The sequence below is a fragment of the Pseudomonas sp. P9_31 genome, from assembly GCF_034008235.1.
Classification (GTDB): domain Bacteria; phylum Pseudomonadota; class Gammaproteobacteria; order Pseudomonadales; family Pseudomonadaceae; genus Aquipseudomonas.
Window position 1 is genome coordinate 1,214,636 of record NZ_CP125375.1, and the last position, 25,437, is coordinate 1,240,072.

A 25,437-nucleotide genomic window follows, 5' to 3' on the forward strand; every position below is an offset into this window, starting at 1 on the left:
CATGCTCACATGTGGCGAGGGAGCTTGCTCCCGCTGGGTCGCGAAGCGGGCCCCTTATCTTCAAAAAGAATGGGGCTACTGCGCAGTCCAACGGGAGCAAGCTCCCTCGCCACAGTTTTCAGTCAACAGGCCAAGGGGCAATCCTCCCCAAGGATCGTGTAAATCTAAGCCTCCCAGCCCGCTCCACTAACCGCCGCCTGCGCCAGTGGGTGCAAGTCTGCCCCTTGGTGCTCCGTCTGCCAGGCCAGCAACTCCATGCGCATGCCGGGCGTCCAGTACATCTGCAGATGATTGCGCACGCCGAGCACGGCCTGTTGCTGATCCGGTTCGCTGGCGAAGTATTGGGCGATCTGGTTGGCCATCTTGATCAGGTTGGCGGTACTCATCGACGTACCTCGGCTTTTGTCCCGGCGCTGCGTTCATGGCGACGTTCGTCGAGCAGACGTTGTTGTTCGTCGCTGAATGCCTGGTAGCGTTTTTGCCATTCGGAAGGGTGGTAGACGCGGCTGACCTCCACGGCGGTGACCTTGTACTCCGGACAGTTGGTGGCCCAGTCGGAGTTATCCGTGGTGATGACGTTGGCCCCCGATTCCGGGAAGTGGAAGGTGGTGTACACCACGCCCGGGGCAACCCGTTCGGTGACCCGCGCACGCAGTACGGTCTGGCCGGCGCGGCTGCCGATGCCGACCCAGTCACCTTCGTTGATGCCACGGCTCTCGGCGTCGGTCGGGTGGATTTCCAGGCGGTCTTCGTCGTGCCAGGCGATGTTTTCGGTACGCCGGGTCTGGGCGCCGACGTTGTACTGGCTGAGGATGCGCCCGGTGGTCAGCAGCAGCGGATAGCGACTGTTGACCTTTTCCTCGGTGGGCACGTAGCCGGTGAGCATGAAGCGCCCCTTGCCGCGCACGAACTCCTCGATGTGCATGGTCGGCGTGCCGTCCGGTGCCGCGGCGTTGCACGGCCATTGCAGGCTGCCATGGCGCTCCAATTCGGCGTAGCTGACGTTGGTGAACGTCGGCGTCAGGCTGGCGATTTCATCCATGATTTGCGACGGGTGCTGGTAATTCATCGGGTAGCCCAGGGCGTTGGCCAGAGCCACCGTGCCTTCCCAGTCGGCCTTGCCGCCCAGCGGCTCCATGACCTTGCGCACCCGGGAGATGCGTCGCTCGGCGTTGGTGAAAGTGCCGTCCTTTTCCAGGAACGAGGCGCCCGGCAGGAACACGTGGGCGAACTTGGCGGTTTCGTTGAGGAAAATGTCCTGCACCACCACGCATTCCATGGCCGACAGCGCCGCGGTGACGTGCTGGGTATTCGGATCGCTCTGGGCGATGTCTTCACCCTGGCAATACAGGCCCTTGAAGCTGCCGGCCAGGGCAGACTCGAACATGTTGGGAATGCGCAGGCCCGGATCGGGTTGCAGGGTAACGTTCCAGGCCTGTTCGAACTGCGCCCGTACCACCTCGTTGGAGATGTGCCGGTAGCCAGGCAGCTCGTGGGGGAAGGAGCCCATGTCGCAGGAGCCCTGAACGTTATTCTGCCCACGCAGCGGATTGACGCCCACGCCTTCGCGGCCGATGTTGCCGGTGGCCATGGCCAGGTTGGCGATGCCCATGACGGCGGTGCTGCCCTGGCTGTGCTCGGTGACGCCCAGGCCGTAGTAGATCGCCGCGTTGCCGCCGGTGGCATACAGACGGGCGGCGGCGCGGATATCGGCGGCGGCTACACCGCAGATGTCGGCCAAGACTTCCGGCGAGTTTTCCGCGCGGCTGACGAACTCGCTCCAGCGGGCGAAATCGCTGCCCTCGCAACGGGCGTCGATAAAGGCCTGGTTGAGCAAGCCTTCGGTGACGATGACGTGGGCCAGGGCGTTGAGCATGGCGACGTTGGTGCCCGGGCGCAGGGCCAGGTGCAGTTCGGCGCGGGCATGCACCGAGTCCACCAGATCAATGCGGCGTGGGTCGATCACGATCAGCCGTGCGCCTTCACGCAGGCGACGTTTGAGCTGGGAGGCGAACACCGGGTGGGCGTCGCTGGGGTTGGCGCCCATCACCAGGATCACATCGGCCTGCATTACCGAGTCGAAACTCTGGGTGCCGGCGGACTCGCCCAGGGTTTGTTTCAGGCCATAGCCGGTCGGCGAGTGGCAGACCCGCGCACAGGTGTCGACGTTGTTGTTGCCGAAGGCGGCGCGCACCAGTTTTTGCACCAGGTAGGTTTCTTCGTTGGTGCAGCGGCTGGAGGTGATGCCACCAATGGAGTCGCGGCCGTATTTTTGCTGCAACCGGCGGAATTCGCTGGCGGCGTAGGTCACCGCTTCATCCCAGCTGACTTCCTGCCAAGGGTCGTTGATGTGCTTGCGGATCATCGGCTTGGTGATGCGATCCGGGTGGGTGGCGTAGCCCCAGGCAAAGCGCCCTTTGACGCAGGAGTGGCCGTGGTTGGCCTGGCCATTCTTGTCTGGAACCATGCGCACCAGCTGCTCACCTTTCATCTCGGCGCGGAACGAACAGCCCACGCCGCAATAGGCACAGGTGGTGATCACGCTGCGTTCGGGCTGCCCCAGTTCCACCACGCTTTTTTCCATCAGCGTCGCGGTCGGGCAGGCTTGCACACAGGCGCCGCAGGACACGCATTCGGAGTCGAGGAAGTTCTCGCCACCGGCGGCCGCGACCCGGGATTCGAAACCGCGCCCGGTAATGGTCAGGGCAAACGTGCCCTGGGTTTCTTCGCAGGCGCGCACGCAGCGGTTGCAGACGATGCACTTGCTCGGGTCGTAGTCGAAGTACGGGTTGGAGGTGTCCTTCACATCGGCCAGATGGTTCTCGCCCTCATAGCCGTAACGCACTTCCCGCAGGCCGACCTGGCCGGCCACGGTTTGCAGCTCGCAGTTGCCGTTGGCGGAGCAGGTCAGGCAGTCCAGCGGGTGATCGGAGATGTACAGCTCCATGACATTGCGGCGCAGGGTCGCGAGCTTCGGCGTCTGGGTGTGCACGCTCATGCCTTCGCTGACCGGTGTGGTGCAGGACGCGGGGTAGCCGCGCATGCCGTCGATCTCCACCAGGCACATGCGGCAGGAACCGAAGGCTTCCAGGCTGTCGGTGGCACACAGTTTGGGAATGGTGGTGCCCAGCAGCGCGGCGGCGCGCATCACCGAGGTGCCTTCGGGCACGCTGATGCTGCGGCCGTCGATGTTCAGGGTGACTTGCACCTGGCTGTCGCGGGCCGGAGTACCAAGGTCAATGTCTGTTTTCGGGTCGAAGAGAGTGATCATTGGTCGGCCTCCGAGGCTTGCAGACCGAAGTCGGCGGGGAAGTGCTTGAGGGCGCTGACGACCGGATAGGAGGTCATGCCGCCCAACGCGCACAGCGAACCGTATTGCATCGTGTCGCACAGGTCCTTGAGGATGATCACCTGCTCATCGCGACCGTTCTGGTCAGGCGCGGCCAGCAGGCGATCGATCACCTCCACGCCCCGGGTCGAGCCGATGCGGCATGGGGTGCATTTGCCACAGGATTCCTCGGCGCAGAACTGCATGGCGAAGCGCGCCATGCGGGCCATGTCCAGGCTGTCGTCAGCCACCACCACACCACCGTGACCGAGCATCGCGCCCATGGCGGCGAAGGCTTCGTAATCCAGCGGCGTGTCGAATTGCGAGGGCGGCACCCAGGCGCCGAGAGGGCCGCCAACCTGCGCGGCCTTCAGCGGCCGGCCACTGGCGGTACCACCACCGTAGTCTTCCACCAGTTCCCGCAGGGTCAGGCCAAAGGCCCGTTCCACCAGGCCGCCACGACGAATATTGCCCGCCAGCTGGAAGGGCATGGTGCCCAGCGAGCGGCCCATGCCGTAATCGCGATAGAACTGCGCGCCCTTGGCCAGAATCAGCGGCACCGAGGCCAGGGTCAGCACGTTGTGCACCAGGGTCGGCAGGCCGAACAGACCCTGCAACGCGGGGATCGGCGGCTTGGCGCGGACAATCCCGCGCTTGCCTTCGAGGGAGTCCAGCAGCGCGGTTTCCTCACCACAGATATAAGCGCCGGCACCGACCCGCACTTCCATATCGAACGCTTGGCCGCTGCCGCCAACATTGGCGCCGAGGTAACCGGCGGACCGGGCGATTTCCAGCGCCTCGCGCAGGGTGGCCACGGCTTGTGGATATTCCGAGCGCACATAGATGTAGCCGTAACTGGCGCCGACGGTGATGCCGGCAATGGCCATGCCTTCGATCAGCAGGAAGGGGTCGCCTTCCATCAACATGCGATCGGCAAAGGTGCCGGAGTCGCCTTCATCGGCGTTGCACACAATGTATTTCTGCGCCGCTTGAGTGGCTCGCACCGTGCGCCATTTGATCCCGGCGGGGAAGGCTGCGCCGCCACGGCCACGCAGGCCCGAATCGAACACCTCAGTCGCGGTCTGTTCGCCACCGATGGTGACGGCTCTTTTCAAACCATCGAAACCGCCGTGCGCCCGGTAATCGTCGAGGTACAGCGGCCGGGTGATGCCAGCGCGGGCAAACAGCAGGCGTTGTTGAGTCTTGAGATAAGGCAACTCTTCCACCAGGCCCAAGGCCAGCGGATGAGCGGATGGCTCGCCTTGCAGCGCATCGAGCACGGACGGCACATCGGCAGCTGTCAGCGGGCCGAAGCCGATACGGCCTTGCGGGCTGTCCACTTCCAGCAGCGGTTCCAGCCAGTACAGGCCGCGAGAACTGGTGCGTTGCAGGTCCAGATTGCGTTCCGCAGCTTGAGCGGCGAGGGCCACAGCCACTTCATCGGCACCCACGGCACGGGCAAGAGAATCACAGGGCAGATAAAGACTCAGCATCATGCGTCCTCCTGGCAAGCATCGAGCAGGGCATCCAGACGCTCAGCACTGAGCCGCGCATGCACCTGACCATCCAGTTCCAGGGCCGGCGAGCAGGCGCAGGCGCCGAGGCAATACACCGGCCGCAAACTGATGCTGCCGTCGGCGCTGCTACCGTGATCATCCAGTTGCAGACGATCGCGCAACTGCGCCGCGAGCTGCTCGGCGCCACGGCTCTGGCAGGACTCGGCCCGGCACAGACGCAGGATATGCCGGGCCGGAGGCGCGGTGCGGAAGTCATGGTAGAAACTGATCACCCCGCGAACCTCGGCCTGACTCAGGTTGAGGGCGTGAGCAATCTCGGGAATGGCGGCATCGGGGATGTAACCGATGCCCTCCTGAATCTCATGAAGGATCGGCAACAGTGCGCCGGGCGAACCCTTGTGGCGCGCCAGCAGGCTGTTGACCATAGGCAGGTGCAACATCTCATCAGGCATACAGCATTCCTCACGGTCACGGACAAACCAGGCGGTTGTCGGTCGTCCGAAAGTGTCGGCTGCGGCATTCACACCACGTCACGGTATCGTGGCATTGTCAGGCCGTTGGCCAGGGCACCCTGAGCGGGCATCTTGTTGTGCCCGGCGCGGTCTTCGCCGCACCTCTTAAAGGGCATTAAGGCAGCTTGCCACGCTGCCTTTGATTCATCTGCACCAAAGCGACGTGTTCGATTCTGTCTACGACTACCTATTAAGTCTAGAAGAGCGCAGGCCGAGGCGTTCGATCACTGAGTAGTTTTCAGGTAATCCTTGAGCGCGATGAGCTGAGTGTCAAAACACTCACTTGGCGAAAAGGATCATCACCCACAACACCACCGTGGTCAGTGCCGCCAACACACTGCACGCTCCGGCGATCAAATGACGGACGACGGGGTATTCAGACTGCTGGAGCCTGGCGATCACCAGAAGCCAAGTTCCGACAAAGGCCCCTAAAACTGCCATCATCGTATAGAAAATGAATACAACGCCCCGTGCCGAGTTTCCTCCGGGGACAAACCATCTGTTGAACAGAATTAGCACCGCCATCCCGACAATAAAACTACCCACGGCACCCGCCAGGTTAGCGAGCCACAGATTCACCGTGCCACGGCTCCTCACCACCCAAATCCACATCCCCGCTGTCGCAGCGAAGAACACCAACATGGCGATTAGCTTCATTCAATCCCTTTCCTTGTTAACAATGCCCCTGAAATCGCCATGGGTCATCTTTGATGAGATGAGGCGATGGAGGCACGATATCAAACCGATGGCTCTGCGCTGAAGGGCGTTGTTGTCCTGCGTGGGTTTGGGTTTCGCTCACTGAATATCTTTCAGGTAATCCTTGAGCGCGCTAAGTGGTGCATCGAGTTGTTCCAAGGTCTGAGCGCCGCGCAAATCAGTCGACAATCTATGTAGCTCGCGCCCTAGCGGCGTATTTACGCCGCCTATAGCGTCCAGCGCCAAACCCACACAATGCGCCACTCTAAACTGGATACCCTCGACATCCCCCCGACGCACCAACAACCCAAACACCTCCCGCTCATAATCACTCATGATCGGATCATCCCGCAAAATCGGACTTTCACCTTCCGTCTCATAAGCCAGCTTGAGGGCGAAAAGGGCAACGGTTTCCAGTGGCAATTCCATTGTGTGAATCCTTGATTCGTTAGCTGAGCGGTTTCGGTTGTGGCGTTGAAAAGCAAGATCAAAAGATCGCAGCCTTCGGCAGCGCCTACGGGGCGGCGGGGCGAGGTCACTTTTCTACAGACGAAAAAAAAGGCCTTGCAATGCAAGACCTTTCTTAATTTTGGTGCCCCGAGGGAGACTCGAACTCCCACTCCTTTCGAAAACGGATTTTGAATCCGCCGCGTCTACCAATTCCGCCATCAGGGCTCAATGGCGGCGAAGTATAGAGATGAGATTACCGTCGGTCAATCAGGTACATAGAGAATTTTCACTATTTCGGCTAGACTTCCGGGCCCTGCTAGACGAACCCCATCATGCGCGTTGCTGACTTTACTTTCGAACTCCCTGATTCGCTGATTGCTCGCCACCCTTTGGCCGAGCGTCGCAACAGTCGCCTGTTGACCCTTGATGGGGTCAGCGGCGCCCTGGCACACCGTCAATTCACTGATTTGCTCGAGCATTTGCGCCCGGGCGATTTGATGGTGTTCAACAATACCCGGGTGATTCCGGCGCGGCTGTTTGGCCAGAAGGCTTCCGGCGGCAAGCTGGAAATTCTGGTGGAGCGGGTGCTCGACAGTCATCGCGTGCTGGCGCATGTGCGCTCCAGCAAGTCGCCCAAGCCCGGTTCGAAGATTTTGATCGACGGCGGTGGCGAGGCCGAGATGCTGGCGCGTCACGATGCGTTGTTCGAGTTGGGGTTTGCCGAAGAGGTGTTGCCGCTGCTCGATCGCGTCGGGCACATGCCGTTGCCTCCTTATATAGACCGCCCGGATGAAGGCTCGGACCGCGAGCGTTATCAGACGGTGTACGCCGAGCGCCTGGGCGCGGTGGCGGCGCCGACGGCGGGGCTGCATTTCGATCAGCCGCTGATGGAGGCGATTGCCGCCAAGGGCATTGAGACTGCATTCGTGACCTTGCACGTGGGGGCGGGCACGTTCCAGCCGGTGCGCGTCGAGAAGATCGAAGACCACCACATGCACAGCGAATGGCTGGAAGTCGGTCAGGACGTGGTCGATGCAGTCGAAGCCTGCCGCGCTCGTGGCGGTCGGGTGGTGGCGGTGGGGACCACCAGCGTGCGTTCTCTGGAAAGCGCCGCGCGCGATGGCGTGCTCAAGCCGTTCAGTGGCGATACTGACATCTTTATCTACCCGGGCCGGCCGTTTCATGTGGTCGATGCCCTGGTCACCAACTTCCATTTGCCCGAATCCACGCTGTTGATGCTGGTTTCGGCGTTCGCCGGTTATCCCGAGACCATGGCCGCGTATAAAGCCGCCGTCGACAACGAATACCGCTTTTTCAGCTACGGTGATGCGATGTTTATCACCCGTAATCCCGCACCACGTGGCCCTGAGGAAACAGAATGAGTCGCACCAGTCGCATGTCTTTTGAGCTCCTTGCCACCGATGGCAAGGCTCGTCGCGGTCGTTTGACCTTCCCGCGCGGTACCGTCGAGACCCCGGCCTTCATGCCAGTGGGCACGTACGGCACGGTCAAGGGTATGCTGCCGCGGGATATCGTCGCCACCGGCGCGGAAATCATTCTGGGTAACACCTTCCACTTGTGGCTGCGTCCTGGCACTCAGGTGATCAAGGAACACGGCGACCTGCACGATTTCATGCAGTGGAAAGGCCCGATTCTGACCGACTCCGGCGGTTTTCAGGTGTTCAGCCTGGGTGCCATGCGCAAGATCAAGGAGGAGGGCGTAACCTTCGCCTCTCCGGTCGACGGCGCCAAGGTGTTCATGGGCCCGGAAGAGTCGATGCAGGTTCAGCGCGACCTGGGCTCGGACATCGTGATGATTTTTGACGAATGCACCCCGTACCCGGCTGACGAAGACGTCGCTCGCGTATCGATGGAGCTGTCGTTGCGCTGGGCCAAGCGTTCGAAAGAAGCCCATGGCGACAACACAGCAGCGCTGTTCGGTATCGTTCAGGGCGGCATGCACCAGGATTTGCGCATGCGCTCCCTGGAAGGCCTCGACAAGATCGGCTTCGACGGCCTGGCCATCGGCGGGTTGTCGGTGGGCGAGCCCAAGCACGAGATGATCAAGGTGCTGGATTACCTGCCGGGCCAGATGCCGGCTGACAAACCTCGTTACCTTATGGGCGTTGGCAAACCGGAAGATCTGGTTGAGGGTGTGCGCCGCGGTGTGGACATGTTCGATTGCGTGATGCCAACCCGCAATGCCCGCAATGGGCATCTGTTCATTGATACAGGCGTGCTGAAGATCCGTAACGCGTTCCATCGCCATGATGATTCGCCGCTGGATCCGACCTGCGATTGCTATACCTGCCAGAACTTCTCCCGTGCTTATCTGCACCATCTGGACAAGTGCGGCGAAATGCTGGGTAGCATGTTGAATACCATCCACAATTTGCGCCATTACCAGGTGCTTATGGCTGGTTTGCGCGAGGCTATTCAACAGGGTACATTGGCCGCCTTTGTCGATGCCTTCTACGCCAAACGCGGGTTGCCTGTTCCGCCTTTGGACTGAGTTTTCTGACCCCAAGATTCAACATTTGCAACTGGAGTGCTAAATGAGCTTTTTTATCTCTAATGCCATGGCTGATGCTGCTGCACCTGCGGCAGGCCCAATGGGCGGCGGCTTTGAGTGGATTTTCCTGGTCGGCTTCCTGGTCATCTTCTACCTGATGATCTGGCGTCCACAGGCCAAGCGCGCCAAAGAACAGAAGAACCTGCTGGGCAGCCTGCAAAAAGGTGACGAAGTTGTGACCACCGGTGGTATCGCCGGCAAGATCACCAAAGTGTCCGACGACTTCGTGGTTCTGGAAGTTTCCGACACCGTTGAAATGAAGTTCCAGAAAGGCGCCATCGCCGCCACGCTGCCAAAAGGCACGCTCAAAGCGATCTAAGTTTCAACTTCTACTCAATCGACGGGGCGCGCAAGGCGCCCCGCGTCATAAGCGGGCGGCGTGATGCTGAACAAATACCCTCTGTGGAAATACATTCTGATCCTGGCGGTGCTGGCGGTCGGTCTGATTTATTCCGCTCCCAATCTATATCCTGATGACCCGGCCATTCAGGTCAGCGGTGCAAGCACTGCGCTGCAAGTCAATCAGGCTGATCTGGACCGTGTGAGCACCGCGCTCAAGGAATCCGGGATCAACGTCAAGGCGGCCACGCTGGCGGCAAACGGCAAGGGCGGTCTGATCCGTCTGACCAAGGCTGAAGACCAGCTGCCGGCCAAAGACGTCGTGCGCAAGGCATTGGGTGATGACTACGTCGTTGCACTGAACCTGGCGCAAACCACCCCGCAATGGCTGCGCAGCCTGGGCGCGCACCCGATGAAGCTGGGTCTGGACTTGTCCGGTGGTGTGCACTTCCTGCTGGAAGTGGACATGGACAAAGCCCTCGACGCACGCCTGAAAGTCTACGAAGGCGACGTCAAGAGCCTGTTGCGTAAAGAGAAACTGCGCTATCGCAGCCTGCCGCAACTGGGCGGTGCCATTCAGCTGGGCTTCACTGATGAAGAAACCCGCGAACAGGCCCGTGCGCTGATCCGCAAGAACTTCAACGATTTCGACATTGTTCCGGCCGACCTCAATGGCCCGGTACTGCGTCTGGCGATGACCCCGGCCAAGCTGGCGGAAATCCGCGAATACTCCATCAAGCAGAACTTGACCACGGTACGTAACCGCGTCAACGAGCTGGGTGTTGCCGAACCTATCGTTCAGCGTCAAGGCGCCAACCGCATCGTGGTTGAGCTGCCGGGCGTGCAAGACACTGCAGAAGCCAAGCGTATCCTCGGCAAGACGGCCAACCTGGAGTTCCGTCTGGCGGCCGAGCCTGGCGCTTCGAAAGCCACTTCCGAGGAATTCGAGTTCCGTGAAGGCAAGCGTCCTCCGGCGTTGATCGAGCGTGGCCTGATCATCACTGGTGACCAGGTGACTGACGCCAAGGCCGGCTTCGGCGAGCACGGCACGCCAGAAGTGAACATCCGTCTGGATGGCCACGGTGGCGAGCTGATGAGTCGTGCGACCCGCAGCAACGTCGGTCGCAGCATGGCAGTGATCTTCATCGAACAGCGTCCGGTGACCACTTACACCAAGCAAGTGGTCAACGGCGTCGAGAAAGAAGTGCCGGTTCAGACGTTTAAAGAAGAGAAGAAGATCATCAGCCTGGCGACCATCCAGTCGCCGCTGGGTGCCCAGTTCCGCATCACTGGCCTGAACGGTCAGGGCGAATCGTCCGAACTGGCGCTGCTGCTGCGTGCCGGTGGTCTGGCGGCACCGATGTACTTCGCCGAAGAGCGCACCATCGGCCCAAGCCTGGGTGCCGACAACATCACCAAAGGTATCGATGCATCGTTGTGGGGCATGCTGTTTGTCTCGCTGTTCATCATGGCCATCTACCGCTTCTTCGGCCTCATCGCCACCGTCGCGCTGTCGGTGAACATGGTGATGCTGCTGGCCTTGATGTCGCTGCTGGGTGCAACGCTGACCCTGCCGGGTATCGCCGGTATCGTGTTGACCATGGGGATGGCGGTCGACGCCAACGTGCTGATCTTCTCGCGGATACGTGAAGAGATCGCGGCTGGCATGACCGTACAACGGGCAATCAACGAAGGCTTCGGCCGGGCATTCACCGCGATTCTCGACGCCAACCTGACAACCTTGTTGGTGGGCGGGATTCTCTTTGCCATGGGCACCGGCCCGGTCAAGGGTTTCGCCGTGACCATGTCCCTCGGGATCTTTACCTCGATGTTCACGGCCATCATGGTGACCCGCGCGATGGTCAACCTGATCTTCGGCGGTCGTGACTTCAAGAAGTTGTGGATTTAAGGGGCTGCCATGTTACGTACAATCAACTTCATGGGCGTTCGCAACTTTGCGTTCGGCGTCACATTGTTCCTTACCGCGCTGGCAATGTTCAGTGTCTTTCATAAGGGCATGAACTGGGGCCTGGACTTCACCGGCGGTACGCTCATCGAGCTGACCTACGAGCGTCCGGCCGATGTCACCAAGGTGCGCGAACAACTGGTTACGGCCGGTTATCACGAAGCCATCGTGCAGAACTTCGGTGCAACCACCGATCTGCTGGTGCGCATGCCTGGCGAAGACCCGCAACTGGGTCATCAGGTGGCTGAAGCGCTGCAAAAAGTCGGCGGCGACAACCCGGCTCAGGTCAAGCGTGTCGAGTTCGTCGGCCCGCAGGTCGGTGAAGAGCTGCGCGACCAGGGCGGCCTCGGCATGCTGATGGCGCTGGGCGGCATCCTGATCTACCTGGCGTTCCGCTTTCAGTGGAAGTTTGCGGTCGGCGCGATCGTTTCGTTGATCCACGACGTGATCGTGACTGTCGGTATCCTGTCGTTCTTCCAGATCACCTTCGACCTGACGGTGCTGGCGGCGGTGCTGGCGATCATCGGTTACTCGCTCAACGACACCATCGTGGTATTCGACCGGGTTCGTGAAAACTTCCGGGTGCTGCGCAAGGCCAGCCTGATCGAGAACATCAACATCTCGACCACGCAAACCCTGCTGCGGACCATGGCGACGTCGATCTCCACTTTGCTGGCGATCGCGGCCCTGTTGTTCTTCGGTGGCGACAACCTGTTCGGCTTCTCCATTGCCCTGTTCATCGGTGTTCTGGCGGGTACTTACTCGTCGATCTACATCGCGAACGTGGTGCTGATCTGGCTGAACCTGAACAGCGAGGACCTGATTCCTGTGGCGACGAGCGAGAAGGAAGTCGACGATCGTCCATAACGGTTATCGTTTTTCTGCTGAAAGCCGAGAAGGCGCGAGTGTTGAACTCGCGCCTTTTTTTATGCTCCAAGGCTGGGAGAAGCGCGGGTTTGTCCCGCCTGTGATAGCCAGGAGGTTCATGTGAACAAGTCGTTGCTGGTTGGTGCGGTATTGGGTGCTGTCGGTGTGACTGCCGGTGGTGCTGTTGCCACCTACAAACTGGTTAAAAGCGGCCCTGAGTATGCACAAGTGCTGGCCGTTGAACCGGTCAAGACACAAATCAAGACTCCACGTGAAGTGTGCAAGGACGTTGCAGTAACCCGGCAAGCGCCGGTGAAAGATCAACACCAGATCGCCGGTACGGTGGTCGGTGCGCTGGCTGGTGGCCTGTTGGGCAACCAGATCGGCGGCGGCACAGGCAAGAAAATCGCCACAGTGGCCGGTGCGGTCGGCGGCGGTTATGCGGGTAACAAGGTGCAGGAAGGCATGCAGGAGCGTGATACCTACACCACGACTCAGACTCGCTGCAACACGGTCAATGACATCAGCGACAAGGTTGTAGGCTACGACGTTCGTTATTCGCTGGACGGCAAGGAAGGCAAAGTGCGGATGGATCGCGATCCGGGCAACCAGATTCCGGTCGACGAGGACGGCAAGCTGATCCTGGGGCAGAACGAACCGGCCCGGTAATGAGCTGAGCGTCTCACGCAAAAAGAAGCGTCCCGCAAGGGGATAATGCCAGTCAGTTAATGTGCGAAACCTGTGGGAGCGAGCAAGCCCGCTCCCACATGGATTGCGTTTAATTGACAGGCATTACCCGCAGGGGATGCTTTTTTTGTGCCTGAATTTTAGGTGTCACCACCCACGTGCTATGAAAGACTAGCGTCACTCTTCATTTTCGCGGCCTTTTGCCTGCCTGTCTTGAGCCCCCATGCCTGCCATCGATCATCCCTTGATAGACCAGTTCCTAGACGCCCTGTGGCTGGAGAAAGGCCTTTCCGATAACACCCGCGATGCCTATCGCAGCGACCTGGCTTTGTTCAACGGCTGGTTGCAGGAGAAGGGCCTGGAGCTGATCAACGCCGGCCGTGAATTGATCCTCGATCACCTGGCCTGGCGCCTGGAGCAAAACTACAAACCCCGTTCTACTGCGCGATTTCTCTCAGGTGTGCGTGGTTTCTATCGCTATTTGCTGCGGGAAAAGCTGATTGCCGTGGATCCGACCCTGCGCGTCGATATGCCGCAACTGGGTAGGCCGTTGCCTAAATCCTTGTCGGAAGCCGATGTGGAAGCGCTGCTGGCCGCGCCAGACCTGAGCGAAGCCATCGGTCAGCGTGATCGCGCCATGCTTGAAGTGCTTTACGCGTGTGGCTTGCGGGTGACGGAGCTGATCAGCCTGACGCTGGAACAGGTCAACTTGCGCCAAGGCGTGCTGCGGGTGATGGGCAAAGGCAGTAAGGAGCGGCTGGTGCCGATGGGGGAGGAGGCGATTGTCTGGGTCGAGCGCTACATGCGCGATGCCCGTGGCGAGCTGCTGGGCGGGCGTCCCAGCGATGTGCTGTTCCCCAGCCAGCGCGGCGAACAGATGACCCGCCAGACCTTCTGGCATCGCATCAAGCACCAGGCCAAAGTCGCCGGGATCGGCAAGTCGCTGTCGCCGCATACTTTGCGCCATGCCTTCGCCACGCACCTGCTCAACCACGGCGCCGACCTTCGGGTGGTGCAAATGTTGCTCGGCCACAGCGATCTCTCCACCACCCAGATCTATACTCACGTCGCCCGCGCGCGGTTGCAGGACCTGCACGCCAAGCATCACCCCAGAGGCTAGCGCAAATCCTGTGGCGAGGGAGCTTGCTCCCGCTGGGTTGCGCAGCAACCCCAAAACCAGGCGCTGCATTTATTCAGGAAAGCCCGACTGGCCTATTTGCGACTGCTACGCAGCCGAGCGGGAGCAAGCTCCCTCGCCACAATAATGGATGTCAGTCAGGCATGCGTGTCTCACGTCACCGGGAGTCGGCCACACGGGCCTTATGTGGTAGGCTTTGCGGGTTTGTACGATGGGCGGTTATGACCCGGTGTTTCGGCACGGACGTTCTGATCGTTCCATTTGTCCGCCTTCAGGAGTTCTCATGCGTCTGACCCAGATTTTCGCCGCCGCCGCCATTGCGTTGGTCAGCACCTTTGCCGTCGCCGATGATGCGGCTGATAAAGCCATTCGTAAAAGCCTGGAGAACCTCCAGCTCGACGTGCCGGTCGAAACCATCACCGCCAGCCCGCTGCCAGGCCTGTACGAAGTCAAACTCAAGGGCAGCCGCGTGCTCTACGCCAGCGCGGACGGCCAATACGTGGTTCAGGGCTATCTGTTCCAGCTCAAGGACGGCAAGCCGGTCAACCTGACCGAGAAGACCGAACGCCTGGGCATTGCCAAGCTGATCAATGACATTCCAGTGGCTGAAACCGTGGTCTACCCGGCCATCGGCGAAACCAAGTCGCACATCACTGTCTTCACCGACACCACCTGCCCGTATTGCCACAAGCTGCACGCCGAAGTGCCTGAGCTGAACAAGCGCGGCATCGAAGTACGTTATGTGGCGTTCCCGCGCCAGGGCCTGGGTTCGCCGGGTGACGAACAACTGCAAGCCGTCTGGTGCTCCAAGGACAAGAAGGCGGCCATGGACAAAATGGTCGACGGCAAGGAAATCAAGGCCGCCAAGTGCGATAACCCGGTTTCCAAGCAGTTCGCCCTCGGTCAGTCGATTGGCGTGAACGGTACACCGGCCATCGTTTTGGCTGACGGTCAGGTCATTCCGGGCTACCAGCCTGCGCCACAAGTCGCCAAACTGGCACTGGGCGCGAAGTAAATTCGCATCGTCACGGTCAGCCATTGACGATCGTGGTCCGGCGGCAGCATTTGCCGGGCCATCAATAGAGAGCCGCGAACCTGCGGCTGTTTTCACGGCCGGCCTTGAGTCGGCCGTTTTATGGGGAGTTCACAGTGAAACCGGTCAAAGTAGGCATCTGTGGGTTAGGGACCGTCGGTGGCGGTACCTTCAACGTACTTCAGCGCAACGCCGAGGAAATTGCTCGTCGTGCCGGGCGTGGAATCGAAGTGGCACAAATTGCCATGCGCACGCCAAAGCCTCAGTTCCAAACGACCGGTATTGCGATTACCAACGATGTCTTCGAAGTGGCCACGAACCCTGAGATCGACATCGTTATAGAGCTGATGGGCGGCTACACCGTTGCCCGCGAGCTGGTACTCAAGGCCATCGAGAATGGCAAGCATGTGGTCACCGCGAACAAGGCACTGATTGCCGTTCACGGTAATGAAATTTTCGCCAAGGCTCGCGAGAAGGGCGTGATCGTTGCGTTCGAAGCGGCCGTGGCCGGCGGTATTCCGGTGATCAAGGCGATCCGTGAAGGCCTGTCCGCCAACCGCATCAACTGGGTGGCCGGCATCATTAACGGCACCGGTAACTTCATCCTTACCGAAATGCGTGAAAAAGGCCGGACCTTCGAAGACGTGCTGGCCGAGGCGCAAGCCCTGGGTTATGCCGAAGCCGACCCGACGTTCGACGTGGAAGGTATCGATGCGGCCCACAAGCTGACGATCCTGGCGTCCATCGCGTTCGGTATCCCGCTGCAATTCGACAAGGCCTACACCGAAGGCATCACCAAGCTGACCACCGCGGACGTGAACTACGCCGAAGCGCTGGGCTATCGCATCAAGCACCTGGGCGTGGCGCGCAGCACCGCGGCCGGTATCGAACTGCGCGTGCACCCGACGCTGATCCCGGCCGACCGCCTGATCGCCAACGTCAATGGTGTGATGAACGCCGTGATGGTCAACGGTGACGCCGCCGGCTCGACCCTGTTCTACGGCGCTGGCGCCGGCATGGAGCCGACCGCTTCGTCGGTGATCGCCGACCTGGTGGACGTGGTGCGTGCCATGACCTCCGACCCGGAAAACCGCGTACCGCACCTGGCCTTCCAGCCAGATTCGCTGTCGGCCCACCCGATCCTGCCAATCGAAGCCTGCGAAAGCGCTTACTACCTGCGCATTCAGGCCAAGGACCATCCTGGCGTGCTGGCCCAGGTGGCGAGCATCCTGTCGGAGCGCGGCATCAACATCGAATCGATCATGCAGAAGGAAGTCGAGGAACACGACGGCCTGGTGCCGATGATCCTGCTGACCCACCGCGTGCTGGAACAGCACATCAACGATGCGATCGCTGCCCTGGAAGCCCTGACGGGCGTGGTCGGCCCGGTCGTACGGATCCGCGTCGAGCACCTGAACTAAGCCGTTATCGTTCACCGGGCCCGCGTGCGGGCCCGGGTTTGCGAACACTGTCTATTGGAGCCAGTCATGCGTTATATCAGTACCCGCGGCCAGGCACCGGCCCTGAATTTCGAAGACGTCCTGCTGGCCGGTCTAGCCACCGACGGCGGTCTGTACGTCCCGGAAAACCTGCCACGTTTCACCCAGGAAGAGATCGCTTCCTGGGCCGGCCTGCCGTATCACGAGCTCGCCTTCCGGGTGATGCGCCCGTTCGTCACCGGCAGCATCCCGGATGCCGATTTCAAAAAGATTCTTGAAGAAACGTACGGCGTGTTTTCCCACAACGCCGTGGCACCGCTGCGTCAGCTGAACGGCAACGAATGGGTGCTGGAGCTGTTCCACGGCCCGACCCTGGCGTTCAAGGACTTCGCCCTGCAACTGCTGGGTCGTCTGCTCGACTACGTGCTGGAAAAGCGCGGCGAGCGCGTGGTGATCGTCGGCGCTACTTCCGGCGACACCGGTTCGGCGGCCATCGAAGGCTGCAAGCACTGCGAAAACGTCGACATCTTCATCCTGCACCCGCACAATCGTGTGTCCGAAGTGCAGCGTCGCCAGATGACCACCATCTTCGGCGAGAACATCCACAACATCGCCATCGAAGGCAACTTCGATGACTGCCAGGAAATGGTCAAGGCGAGCTTCGCCGACCAGAGTTTCCTCAAGGGCACACGCCTGGTAGCGGTGAACTCGATCAACTGGGCGCGGATCATGGCCCAGATCGTTTATTACTTCCACGCAGCCCTGCAACTGGGCGGCCCGGCGCGTTCGGTGTCGTTCTCGGTGCCGACCGGCAACTTCGGCGATATCTTCGCCGGGTACCTGGCGCGCAACATGGGCTTGCCGATCAACCAGTTGATCGTCGCCACCAACCGCAACGACATCCTGCACCGCTTCATGAGCGGCAATCAGTACGTCAAGGAAACCCTGCACGCCACGCTGTCGCCGTCGATGGACATCATGGTGTCGTCGAACTTCGAACGCCTGCTGTTCGACCTGCACGGTCGCAACGGCGCGGCGATTGCCGGTTTGATGGACACCTTCAAGCAGGGCGGTGGTTTCAGCGTCGAACAGGAACGCTGGACCGAGGCGCGCAAGCTGTTCGACTCCCTGGCCGTGGATGACGCCCAAACCTGCGAAACCATTGCCGAAGTATTCGAGCAAACCGGCGAGTTGCTGGACCCGCACACCGCCATCGGTGTGAAGGCCGCGCGCGAATGCCGTCGCAGCCTGGATATCCCGATGGTGATCCTGGGCACGGCTCATCCGGTCAAATTCCCGGATGCAGTGGAGAAAGCCGGTGTAGGAAAAGCGCTCGAACTACCTGCACATCTTTCTGATTTGTTTGAGCGAGATGAACGTTGCACGGTATTGCCGAACGACCTGAAAGCCGTGCAGGCCTTTGTCAGTCAGCATGGCAACCGCGGCAAGCCGCTGTAACCGGCAAAAGCTGTCACATTTTGAAGCCCGTCTCCTGACGGGCTTTCTTGTTTCTGCATGCCACACTTGCCGGGTTTCGTAAATGAAGAGCCGCCCATGAAGGACGGGCGAGGCGATCACCAAGGAAGTGGCAATGCTGTTTTTTAGAGGGTTTAAACCAGCTGTGTGCTGGATGTTTTTGGTCGGTGCCATGAGCGCGGCTCAATGGGGGCTGGCGGCGCAATTGGCGGCTTATGAACCCCGGGAGTCAGTTGTCGGCACCGCGATCGGGCTGGATGCTCAGGAGCGGCAATGGATTGTCGAGCATCCGACGGTCATCGTCGCGTCGACGCAGTACCCGCTGTACCTGTTCAAGGATGAGCACGGTCACTGGAGCGGCTTGAACAACGATGTGCTCGACCGAATCAGCGCCATGACGGGGCTGCGGTTTGTCCATGAAGAGACGTTTTCCACCGAACAGTTGCTGGAGCGGCTGGAAAGTGGCGCGGCGGACATGAGCACCACGCTGGCAATGAGTGAAGAGCGCAAGGCCTTTCTGGAATTCAGTCATGCGTTCGGTGGTGCGGGCTGGGTGTTCGTCGGGCGAGCGGGAGCGCCCTCGGTGCAGTCCATGACGCAGCTGTCGAAACGGGTACTGGTGCTGCCGGCCCGGCACGCACTGGAAGCCACTATTCGTCGCGACTATCCGGCCATCGATCTGCGCTCGGTCAAGACCTACGCCGAAGCCAGGGCGCTGGTCGAAAGTGGCGAAGCCTACGCCACCATCGAGAACGAAACCGGGGCGCAGCTCTATCCGTCCGGGCTGCTCAAGGTGGGCCACACGGTGGACGGTAAATGGGAGGCCGATCATCTGGCGGTACGCAAAGGACAGCCGCAATTGTTGAGCATCCTCAACAAGGCGCTCGAAGCGTTTCCGCCTGCGCAGTTACGCGCCATCCGCCTGAAGTGGCTCGATGGCATTGTTCCTGTACAGACGCCCTCGACCTGGCAGCGAATAACCGAGTGGTGCTGCTGGGGCGTCTTTGCCGCCAGTGTTTTTGTGCTGTTATCCCTGCTGTGGAACCGGCGACTCACGGTGTTGATCCAGCAACGTCGGGACGCCGAAAAAGACCTCAATGACCAGCTCGCCTTCCAGCACGCCTTGATAGACGCCATGCCCGATCCAATGTTCGTGCGTGACCTGGAAGGGCGTTTGATCATGTGCAACAACAGTTACGAGGAGGGTTTGTCGACCCGTTTCGATCAGGTACAGGGTCGACAACTGATCGAGCTCGATGTCTTGCCCAAAGAGACCGCCGAGCTGCTCCATGCCGAGTTCATGGCTCAGCTCGGTACTCGCAAGACCCGCTTCAGTGAACGTCAGTTGATGTTCAACGACGGCGTCAGGGACATCTACCAATGGACGGTGCCGTTTTACGGTGCGGACGGTCAATTGCGTGGACTGCTGGGCGGATGGATCGATCTGGCCAAGCGTATAAGGCAGACATGAGGGTAATGCCAGTCAGTTAAGGCGCAGAACCTGTGGGAGCGGCGCCTAAGCGTGAAGCGGCTGTTTTTTTGTTGTCATCTTTACCGTGCATGCTTTATCCACCAGAGGCGTCGGTGCGCCTGCCGTTGGAATTCAGAACTTTCTTCTCGGGCCGGTGGTCATTGACTGTGGACACGCCCCGGCACTTTGTTTTAGGACTATTGAGTGGTGATCGAGATGGAAAGTATCAGTCTATTGCTCGGTGAGGCTCTGAGCCCGTATCAGGTCACGTTGACCCCAGCGGGCGCCCAGGGCGAATGCTTGGTGACACTGAAGGGCGCGAGCGGCGCTATTGTGGTCGAACGGCTGTTCAATGAGGCCCAGTTAACCGATAAACGTCTGCTGACGGATGTCGTCGACGGGCTGCACCGCGACGTACTGATCGCTGAAGGACGTCTGGAGCCCTGTGTCATCGCGGCATTGCGCAATGCTGCTCAGGACAAGATCCTGGCCAGCCGAAATTGAATTGTTTTTTGTGGGAACCTTCCTGCGCCAAGGTCAGTCAGACCATGTAACAGCAGGATCAAGCATTGTGCTCCGGTGCTTGTAGCTTGCTGCTACTGGTCTTTAATAGAGGCCACGTTTAACCCCGAGTCGTCTCCCCACTTCTCGGGGTTTCTTTTTGCCTGCGATTTGTCACTGCGTGGCCCGCTTCAGCTTAGATGGCCCCGACTTCTCGCAGCCGTGCGATCTGTGCCGGGTCGTAGCCAAGATCGTGAAGGACCTGCGTATTGTGTTCACCCAACTGCGGCCCGACCCATTCGGAGCTGCCGGGTGTTTCAGAGAGTTTTGGCACTATGCCGGGCATCTTGAAGTCCTTGCCGTCGGGCAGCTTGGCTTGCAGGAACATTTCCCGGGCCAGGTACTGCGGATCGCTGAACATGTCTTCGGCGCTGAAGATCCGGCTGGCGGGCACGTCAGCCTGGTTCAGTTGCGCGATCACCGCGTCCAGTGGCAGTGAGTTGACCCAGCGATCGATCACCCCGTAAATCTCGTCGCGACGGCTATCGCGCCCGTCGTTGCTGGCCAGCACAGGGTCGTTGGCCAGGTCTTCGCGCCCGATGATCAGCATGAACCGCTTGAAGATCGCATCGCCGTTGGCGCCGATCTGTACGTGTTTGCCATCGGCACTGGTGTGAATGGAGGAGGGCGTGATGCCCGGCATGATGTTGCCGGTGCGTTCGCGGATGAAGCCGAACACGTCGAACTCCGGGACCATGCTTTCCATCATGGCGAAGATCGCTTCGTACAGCGCCACGTCCACCACTTGGCCCAAGCCGCCGTTGACCTCGCGATGACGCAAGGCCATCAGCGCGCCGATCACGCCCCAGAGCGCGGCAATCGAATCGCCGATGGAAATCCCGGTGCGCACCGGCGGCCGGTCCTCGAACCCTGTGATGTAGCGCAGGCCGCCCATGGACTCACCGACAGCCCCGAAGCCTGGCTGATCTTTCATGGGGCCGGTCTGGCCGAAGCCCGAGAGTCGCACCATTACCAGTTTCGGATTCAATGCGTGCAAAACTTCCCAGCCCAGGCCGAGCTTTTCCAGCACCCCGGGGCGAAAATTCTCGATCAGGATGTCCGCTTCGCTGAGCAGCTGTTTCAGAATCGCCAGGCCGTCCGGGTGTTTCAGGTTCAGGGTCAGGGACTTCTTGTTGCGCGCCTGAACGAACCACCACAGCGAGGTGCCTTCGTACAACTTGCGCCATTTTCGCAACGGATCACCGCCGTCCGGAGACTCGATCTTGATCACTTCGGCGCCGAATTCGCCGCAAATACGCGAGGCAAACGGCCCGGCAATCAACGTACCCAATTCGATGACTTTCAGACCCGAGAGCGGTTTGTTGGAGAACGGCATACTGAATCCTGTAGGACAAAGGCTGAGCGAGAGCAGAGTTTTAACATAGGCCGACGTCCATCGCCCAAAGTTGATCGCCTTCAATTCGTTGATTGCCCGTTGCATCGGTTAGACTTGCCGCCTTTCCTCGTATCAAGAAGCCCGTTCATGGCCCAGCCGTCCACGACCTACAAGTTTGAACTGAACCTCACCGACCTCGACCGCAGCGTCTACGAGAGCGTGAAGCAGACCATCGCCCGTCACCCTTCGGAAACCGAAGAGCGTATGACCGTGCGGCTGCTGGCCTACGCCTTCTGGTACAACGAGCAGTTGTCCTTCGGTCGCGGTCTGTCAGACGTCGATGAACCGGCGCTGTGGGAAAAAAGCCTGGATGATCGTGTCCTGCACTGGATCGAAGTCGGCCAGCCAGACGCCGATCGCCTGACCTGGTGCTCGCGCCGCACCGAGCGCACCAGCCTGCTGGCCTACGGCAGCCTGCGTGTCTGGGAAGGCAAAGTGATCCCGGCGATCAAGACCCTGAAAAACGTCAACATCGCCGCCGTGCCCCAGGAAGTGCTGGAAACCCTGGCCAAGGACATGCCGCGCGTTATCAAGTGGGACGTGATGATCAGCGAAGGAACGATTTTCGTCACCGACGACCGTGGTCAGCACGAAGTCCAGTTGCAATGGCTGGCCGGCGAACGCGGCTGATTATTCGCCGCTTAGCCGCGTCACCCGGTTTTATCCTACGTATTCAAGAGAAGCACCTGTCACCCCATGCGCATCGAACCTCGCCTGTTGCCCGACACCCTGCCATTCCTCGGTGATATTCCACCGCTGTTGACCCGCCTTTACGCGGCGCGGGGCGTGCAGTCCGAGGCTGAACTGGACAAGAGCCTAGCGCGGCTGATTCCGTATCAGCAGCTCAAAGGTATCGATGCAGCGGTGGATTTGCTGGTGACGGCCCTGGAACAGCGTCAGCGGATTCTCATCGTCGGCGACTTCGACGCCGATGGTGCGACGGCCAGTACCGTGGGCATGCTGGGGTTGCGCCTGTTGGGCGCGGCGCATGTCGACTATCTGGTGCCGAACCGGTTTGAGTACGGCTACGGCCTGACCCCGGAAATCGTCGAAGTGGCGCTGACCCGCGAGCCGCAACTGCTGATCACCGTGGACAACGGCATCTCCAGCGTCGAAGGCGTGGCGGCGGCGAAAAAGGCCGGGCTCAAGGTGCTGGTCACCGATCACCACTTGCCCGGCGACGAGCTGCCGTTGGCCGATGCCATCGTCAATCCGAACCAGCCGGGTTGCATGTTCCCGAGCAAAGCCCTGGCCGGTGTCGGGGTGATCTTCTATGTGTTGATGGCCCTGCGCGCGCGCTTGCGCAGCCTGGGTTGGTACGAAAACAAGCAGCAACCGAACATTGGCGAGTTGCTGGACCTGGTGGCGCTGGGCAGTGTCGCCGACGTGGTGCCGCTGGATGCCAACAACCGGATTCTGGTGCATCAGGGCCTGGAGCGGATTCGCGCCGGGCGCGCTCGACCGGGGCTCAAGGCGATCCTTGAAGTGGCCAAGCGTGACTATTCACGTATCACCTCCACTGACCTGGGCTTCATCCTCGGCCCGCGTCTGAATGCGGCAGGAAGGCTGGATGATATGAGCCTGGGCATCGAATGCCTGCTCACCGAAGACGCGGGCGCTGCCCGTGAAATGGCCGCTCAGCTGGACGGCATGAACCAGGACCGTAAGTCCATCGAACAGGGCATGCAGCGCGAGGCGCTGGCCCAGCTCAAGGATTTACCAGTGGAATCGATGCCGTTCGGTTTGTGCCTGTTCGATCCCGAGTGGCACCAGGGCGTCATCGGTATCCTCGCGTCGCGTATGAAAGAGCGCTATTTCCGTCCGACCATTGCCTTTGCCGACGCCGGCGATGGCCTGCTCAAGGGCTCGGGGCGTTCGGTTCAGGGGTTTCACATTCGCGATGCCTTGAGCGTGGTGGCGGCGCAGCATCCAAACCTGATCAGCAAATATGGTGGTCACGCCATGGCGGCCGGCCTGACGTTGCCGGAAGCGAATTTTCCGTTGTTTGCCGAGGCTTTTGACGCAGAAGTGCGTAGGCAATTGCGTGAAGAAGACCTGACCGGGCGCCTGCTGTCGGACGGCACTTTGGCGGTCGAAGAGTTTCACCTGGAACTGGCCCGCGCCCTGCGCCACGCCGGGCCTTGGGGGCAACACTTCCCGGAGCCGCTGTTTCACGGGGTGTTCCAGTTGGTCGAGCAACGGGTGGTTGGCGAGCGGCATCTGAAAGTGGTGCTGAAGAGTGAATGCGGCTCGGTGAAGCTGGATGGAATCGCCTTTGGGATCGACCGGGATATCTGGCCGAATCCGACCATCAAGTGGGTCGAATTGGCCTACAAACTCGACCTCAACGAGTTTCGTGGCAACGAGACGGTGCAGTTGATGATTGCCCACATCGAACCGCGATAACGGCACGATGCTTTTGTGGCGAGGGAGCTTGCTCCCGCTGGGCTGCGAAGCGGCCCTAAAACCCTTAAACGCTTTTTTCCTGTTGTAACACTCCGGATGGTTGACGACTGCTGCGCAGTCGAGCGGGAGCAAGCTCCCTCGCCACAGGTATCGCCCGGACCTCAAATTTGGGTGTTTCATTTCTTGAACCCTCCCTCATCCCTCGATGTCGACTAGGCTCTAAGCACTGCTTGATTATCCTTGTGACGTCTTGTCAAATTTTTTGCCCGCGGGGGCGGGTGCTGCACCTTTTTCCTGTCACTCGTCGACTATTCAAACAGAACCCTGGAGCCTGCCCACTGATTCGAGAGGTGCCCCATGAGTCTGCTGCTTGAACCCTATACCCTTCGTCAATTGACCCTGCTTAACCGCATCGCGGTGTCACCGATGTGCCAGTACTCCAGCGTCGATGGGCTGGCCAATGACTGGCATCTGGTCCACCTCGGCAGCCGCGCTATCGGCGGCGCCGGTCTGGTATTCACCGAAGCCACGGCAGTCACCGCCGACGGGCGCATCACCGCCCAGGACCTCGGCCTCTGGAATGATCAACAGATCGAACCCTTGCAACGTATTACGCGCTTCATCGCCGCCCAAGGTGCTGTCGCCGGCATTCAGTTGGCCCACGCCGGGCGCAAGGCCAGCACGCATCGGCCGTGGCTGGGCAAGCATGGCAGCGTCAAGCCGGAAGACGGCGGCTGGACCCCGGTCGGCCCTTCGCCCATCGCTTTCGACCCCCAGCACACACCACCGAAGCCGCTCGATGAGGGCGAAATAGCCGACATCATTCAGGCCTTCGTCGATTCGGCCAAACGAGCGCTGACCGCCGGTTTCAAAGTGGTCGAAGTGCACGCCGCCCACGGTTACCTGCTGCATCAATTTCTTTCGCCCCTAAGCAATCAGCGGCGCGATCAGTACGGCGGTTCGTTCGAGAATCGCATTCGGCTGGTGCTGCAAGTCACCGAAGCGGTGCGGGCCGTATGGCCTGAAGAGTTACCGGTGTTTGTACGGGTATCGGCCACCGACTGGGTGGAAGACGGCTGGAACCCCGATGAAACCGTGGAGCTGGCGCAACGCCTCAAGGATCTGGGCGTGGACCTGATCGACGTCTCGTCGGGCGGTACGGCGGTAAACGCCGAAATTCCTACAGGCCCCGGTTATCAGACCCGTTTTGCCGAGCGGGTACGCAAGGAGTCAGGCATTGCCACCGGCACCGTAGGAATGATCACCGAGCCGGCCCAGGCCGAGCATATTCTACGCACCTGTCAGGCCGACATTATCTTCCTTGCCCGAGAGTTGTTGCGCGATCCGTATTGGCCGCTGCATGCCGATGACGATCTGGGTGGGCACAAGGCGATCTGGCCGGCGCAATACCAGCGGGCCACTCATCGTGACCAGCCGATTCATGAATCGGATTTGCGTGATTGAATGCCGCTGTAAAACCAAAAAGCCCCGGTCGTGTTGATCGGGGCTTTCGTTTATCTGGCGGGAATATTTTGTGGGCTTGCCGGCCTCATCGCGAGCAGGCTCGCTCCCACATTGAATCG

General features: G+C 60.4%; 22 protein-coding genes and 1 tRNA gene. 15 read left to right on the plus strand and 8 right to left on the minus strand.

Annotated elements, in window-relative coordinates; genetic code table 11:
- Positions 1–164: 164 nt before the first annotated feature.
- The 7 genes from QMK51_RS05605 to QMK51_RS05635 form a co-directional block, all read right to left on the minus strand.
- A complete protein-coding gene (locus tag QMK51_RS05605) occupies positions 165–386 on the minus strand; it encodes a formate dehydrogenase subunit delta (protein ID WP_258699186.1) in 222 nt (73 codons plus the stop codon).
- Positions 383–3,271, minus strand: a complete 2,889-nt coding sequence (fdhF, locus tag QMK51_RS05610) for a formate dehydrogenase subunit alpha (RefSeq protein ID WP_320393379.1) — start codon at positions 3,269–3,271, stop codon at positions 383–385. The genes QMK51_RS05605 and fdhF overlap by 4 nt, the downstream gene beginning before the upstream one ends.
- Positions 3,268–4,821 carry a formate dehydrogenase beta subunit gene (locus tag QMK51_RS05615; protein ID WP_413817530.1) on the minus strand — a complete coding sequence of 518 codons (1,554 nt, stop codon included), beginning with the start codon at positions 4,819–4,821 and terminating at the stop codon, positions 3,268–3,270. Before QMK51_RS05615 ends, fdhF begins: the two co-directional genes overlap by 4 nt.
- Positions 4,821–5,297, minus strand: a complete 477-nt coding sequence (locus tag QMK51_RS05620) for a formate dehydrogenase subunit gamma (RefSeq protein ID WP_320393381.1) — start codon at positions 5,295–5,297, stop codon at positions 4,821–4,823. The genes QMK51_RS05615 and QMK51_RS05620 overlap by 1 nt, the downstream gene beginning before the upstream one ends.
- Before the next feature lie 339 nt (positions 5,298–5,636).
- On the minus strand, positions 5,637–6,014 hold the full coding sequence (locus QMK51_RS05625; RefSeq protein WP_320393382.1) for a hypothetical protein: 378 nt from the start codon (positions 6,012–6,014) through the stop codon (positions 5,637–5,639).
- A gap of 138 nt (positions 6,015–6,152) precedes the next feature.
- A complete protein-coding gene (locus tag QMK51_RS05630) occupies positions 6,153–6,482 on the minus strand; it encodes a hypothetical protein (protein ID WP_320393383.1) in 330 nt (109 codons plus the stop codon).
- 161 nt (positions 6,483–6,643) lie between these two features.
- Positions 6,644–6,728 (minus strand) — tRNA-Leu (locus QMK51_RS05635).
- A gap of 107 nt (positions 6,729–6,835) precedes the next feature.
- Here QMK51_RS05635 and queA point away from each other — a divergent pair.
- The 12 genes from queA to QMK51_RS05695 all read left to right on the plus strand — a co-directional run bounded on the left by queA (position 6,836) and on the right by QMK51_RS05695 (position 19,995).
- The gene (gene queA, locus QMK51_RS05640) at positions 6,836–7,885 is read left to right on the plus strand and encodes a tRNA preQ1(34) S-adenosylmethionine ribosyltransferase-isomerase QueA (protein WP_095054221.1); all 1,050 of its coding nucleotides are present in this window, start codon (positions 6,836–6,838) and stop codon (positions 7,883–7,885) included.
- 14 nt (positions 7,886–7,899) lie between these two features.
- Positions 7,900–9,015 (plus strand): tRNA guanosine(34) transglycosylase Tgt, encoded by a 1,116-nt coding sequence (gene tgt, locus QMK51_RS05645; RefSeq protein WP_258700667.1) that lies wholly within the window; start codon positions 7,900–7,902, stop codon positions 9,013–9,015.
- Positions 9,016–9,058: 43 nt separating this feature from the next.
- Positions 9,059–9,394: a preprotein translocase subunit YajC gene (yajC, locus tag QMK51_RS05650; protein WP_008014002.1), complete on the plus strand. Its 336-nt coding sequence runs from the start codon at positions 9,059–9,061 to the stop codon at positions 9,392–9,394.
- Between the two features lie 63 nt (positions 9,395–9,457).
- Complete coding sequence (secD, locus tag QMK51_RS05655; protein ID WP_320393384.1) at positions 9,458–11,323, plus strand: protein translocase subunit SecD; 1,866 nt, start codon at positions 9,458–9,460, stop codon at positions 11,321–11,323.
- Between the two features lie 9 nt (positions 11,324–11,332).
- Complete coding sequence (gene secF, locus QMK51_RS05660) at positions 11,333–12,247, plus strand: protein translocase subunit SecF (RefSeq protein ID WP_230175196.1); 915 nt, start codon at positions 11,333–11,335, stop codon at positions 12,245–12,247.
- 120 nt (positions 12,248–12,367) lie between these two features.
- On the plus strand, positions 12,368–12,916 hold the full coding sequence (locus QMK51_RS05665; protein WP_320393385.1) for a glycine zipper 2TM domain-containing protein: 549 nt from the start codon (positions 12,368–12,370) through the stop codon (positions 12,914–12,916).
- A 241-nt stretch (positions 12,917–13,157) separates the two neighbouring features.
- Positions 13,158–14,054: a site-specific tyrosine recombinase XerD gene (xerD, locus tag QMK51_RS05670; RefSeq protein ID WP_007934017.1), complete on the plus strand. Its 897-nt coding sequence runs from the start codon at positions 13,158–13,160 to the stop codon at positions 14,052–14,054.
- A gap of 301 nt (positions 14,055–14,355) precedes the next feature.
- Positions 14,356–15,087, plus strand: a complete 732-nt coding sequence (locus tag QMK51_RS05675) for a DsbC family protein (RefSeq protein WP_007934018.1) — start codon at positions 14,356–14,358, stop codon at positions 15,085–15,087.
- 134 nt (positions 15,088–15,221) lie between these two features.
- Complete coding sequence (locus QMK51_RS05680; RefSeq protein WP_258699219.1) at positions 15,222–16,526, plus strand: homoserine dehydrogenase; 1,305 nt, start codon at positions 15,222–15,224, stop codon at positions 16,524–16,526.
- A 66-nt stretch (positions 16,527–16,592) separates the two neighbouring features.
- Complete coding sequence (gene thrC / locus QMK51_RS05685) at positions 16,593–18,002, plus strand: threonine synthase (protein ID WP_007897604.1); 1,410 nt, start codon at positions 16,593–16,595, stop codon at positions 18,000–18,002.
- Between the two features lie 133 nt (positions 18,003–18,135).
- Positions 18,136–19,491, plus strand: a complete 1,356-nt coding sequence (locus tag QMK51_RS05690; protein WP_258699220.1) for a transporter substrate-binding domain-containing protein — start codon at positions 18,136–18,138, stop codon at positions 19,489–19,491.
- A 216-nt stretch (positions 19,492–19,707) separates the two neighbouring features.
- Positions 19,708–19,995 carry a DUF3509 domain-containing protein gene (locus QMK51_RS05695; RefSeq protein WP_320393386.1) on the plus strand — a complete coding sequence of 96 codons (288 nt, stop codon included), beginning with the start codon at positions 19,708–19,710 and terminating at the stop codon, positions 19,993–19,995.
- Between the two features lie 193 nt (positions 19,996–20,188).
- Here the strand turns inward: QMK51_RS05695 and QMK51_RS05700 are convergent, their stop codons facing one another.
- Positions 20,189–21,388: a CaiB/BaiF CoA transferase family protein gene (locus tag QMK51_RS05700; protein WP_258699222.1), complete on the minus strand. Its 1,200-nt coding sequence runs from the start codon at positions 21,386–21,388 to the stop codon at positions 20,189–20,191.
- Between the two features lie 147 nt (positions 21,389–21,535).
- On the opposite strand from QMK51_RS05700, the gene QMK51_RS05705 reads away from it, so the two are divergent.
- From QMK51_RS05705 to QMK51_RS05715, 3 genes are all read left to right on the plus strand, one after another.
- Positions 21,536–22,078, plus strand: a complete 543-nt coding sequence (locus QMK51_RS05705; protein ID WP_095054212.1) for a YaeQ family protein — start codon at positions 21,536–21,538, stop codon at positions 22,076–22,078.
- Positions 22,079–22,144: 66 nt separating this feature from the next.
- Positions 22,145–23,854, plus strand: coding sequence for a single-stranded-DNA-specific exonuclease RecJ (gene recJ / locus QMK51_RS05710; protein ID WP_320393387.1), 1,710 nt, complete (start codon positions 22,145–22,147; stop codon positions 23,852–23,854).
- A 357-nt stretch (positions 23,855–24,211) separates the two neighbouring features.
- A complete protein-coding gene (locus QMK51_RS05715) occupies positions 24,212–25,318 on the plus strand; it encodes an NADH:flavin oxidoreductase/NADH oxidase (protein WP_320393388.1) in 1,107 nt (368 codons plus the stop codon).
- Positions 25,319–25,437 lie beyond the last annotated feature (119 nt).

Excerpts from the sequence above, each read along its gene's own strand:
- fdhF (WP_320393379.1), bottom strand. The coding sequence starts at position 3,271 with ATGATCACTCTCTTCGACCCGAAAACAGACATTGACCTTGGTACTCCG.
- thrC (WP_007897604.1), top strand. The coding sequence starts at position 16,593 with ATGCGTTATATCAGTACCCGCGGCCAGGCACCGGCCCTGAATTTCGAA.
- xerD (WP_007934017.1), top strand. The coding sequence starts at position 13,158 with ATGCCTGCCATCGATCATCCCTTGATAGACCAGTTCCTAGACGCCCTG.
- QMK51_RS05695 (WP_320393386.1), top strand. The coding sequence starts at position 19,708 with ATGGAAAGTATCAGTCTATTGCTCGGTGAGGCTCTGAGCCCGTATCAG.
- QMK51_RS05615 (WP_413817530.1), bottom strand. The coding sequence starts at position 4,821 with ATGCTGAGTCTTTATCTGCCCTGTGATTCTCTTGCCCGTGCCGTGGGT.
- queA (WP_095054221.1), top strand. The coding sequence starts at position 6,836 with ATGCGCGTTGCTGACTTTACTTTCGAACTCCCTGATTCGCTGATTGCT.
- QMK51_RS05705 (WP_095054212.1), top strand. The coding sequence starts at position 21,536 with ATGGCCCAGCCGTCCACGACCTACAAGTTTGAACTGAACCTCACCGAC.
- secD (WP_320393384.1), top strand. The coding sequence starts at position 9,458 with ATGCTGAACAAATACCCTCTGTGGAAATACATTCTGATCCTGGCGGTG.
- QMK51_RS05700 (WP_258699222.1), bottom strand. The coding sequence starts at position 21,388 with ATGCCGTTCTCCAACAAACCGCTCTCGGGTCTGAAAGTCATCGAATTG.
- QMK51_RS05625 (WP_320393382.1), bottom strand. The coding sequence starts at position 6,014 with ATGAAGCTAATCGCCATGTTGGTGTTCTTCGCTGCGACAGCGGGGATG.
- QMK51_RS05690 (WP_258699220.1), top strand. The coding sequence starts at position 18,136 with ATGCTGTTTTTTAGAGGGTTTAAACCAGCTGTGTGCTGGATGTTTTTG.
- tgt (WP_258700667.1), top strand. The coding sequence starts at position 7,900 with ATGTCTTTTGAGCTCCTTGCCACCGATGGCAAGGCTCGTCGCGGTCGT.
- QMK51_RS05715 (WP_320393388.1), top strand. The coding sequence starts at position 24,212 with ATGAGTCTGCTGCTTGAACCCTATACCCTTCGTCAATTGACCCTGCTT.
- yajC (WP_008014002.1), top strand. The coding sequence starts at position 9,059 with ATGAGCTTTTTTATCTCTAATGCCATGGCTGATGCTGCTGCACCTGCG.
- recJ (WP_320393387.1), top strand. The coding sequence starts at position 22,145 with ATGCGCATCGAACCTCGCCTGTTGCCCGACACCCTGCCATTCCTCGGT.
- QMK51_RS05620 (WP_320393381.1), bottom strand. The coding sequence starts at position 5,297 with ATGCCTGATGAGATGTTGCACCTGCCTATGGTCAACAGCCTGCTGGCG.
- QMK51_RS05675 (WP_007934018.1), top strand. The coding sequence starts at position 14,356 with ATGCGTCTGACCCAGATTTTCGCCGCCGCCGCCATTGCGTTGGTCAGC.
- QMK51_RS05605 (WP_258699186.1), bottom strand. The coding sequence starts at position 386 with ATGAGTACCGCCAACCTGATCAAGATGGCCAACCAGATCGCCCAATAC.
- QMK51_RS05630 (WP_320393383.1), bottom strand. The coding sequence starts at position 6,482 with ATGGAATTGCCACTGGAAACCGTTGCCCTTTTCGCCCTCAAGCTGGCT.
- secF (WP_230175196.1), top strand. The coding sequence starts at position 11,333 with ATGTTACGTACAATCAACTTCATGGGCGTTCGCAACTTTGCGTTCGGC.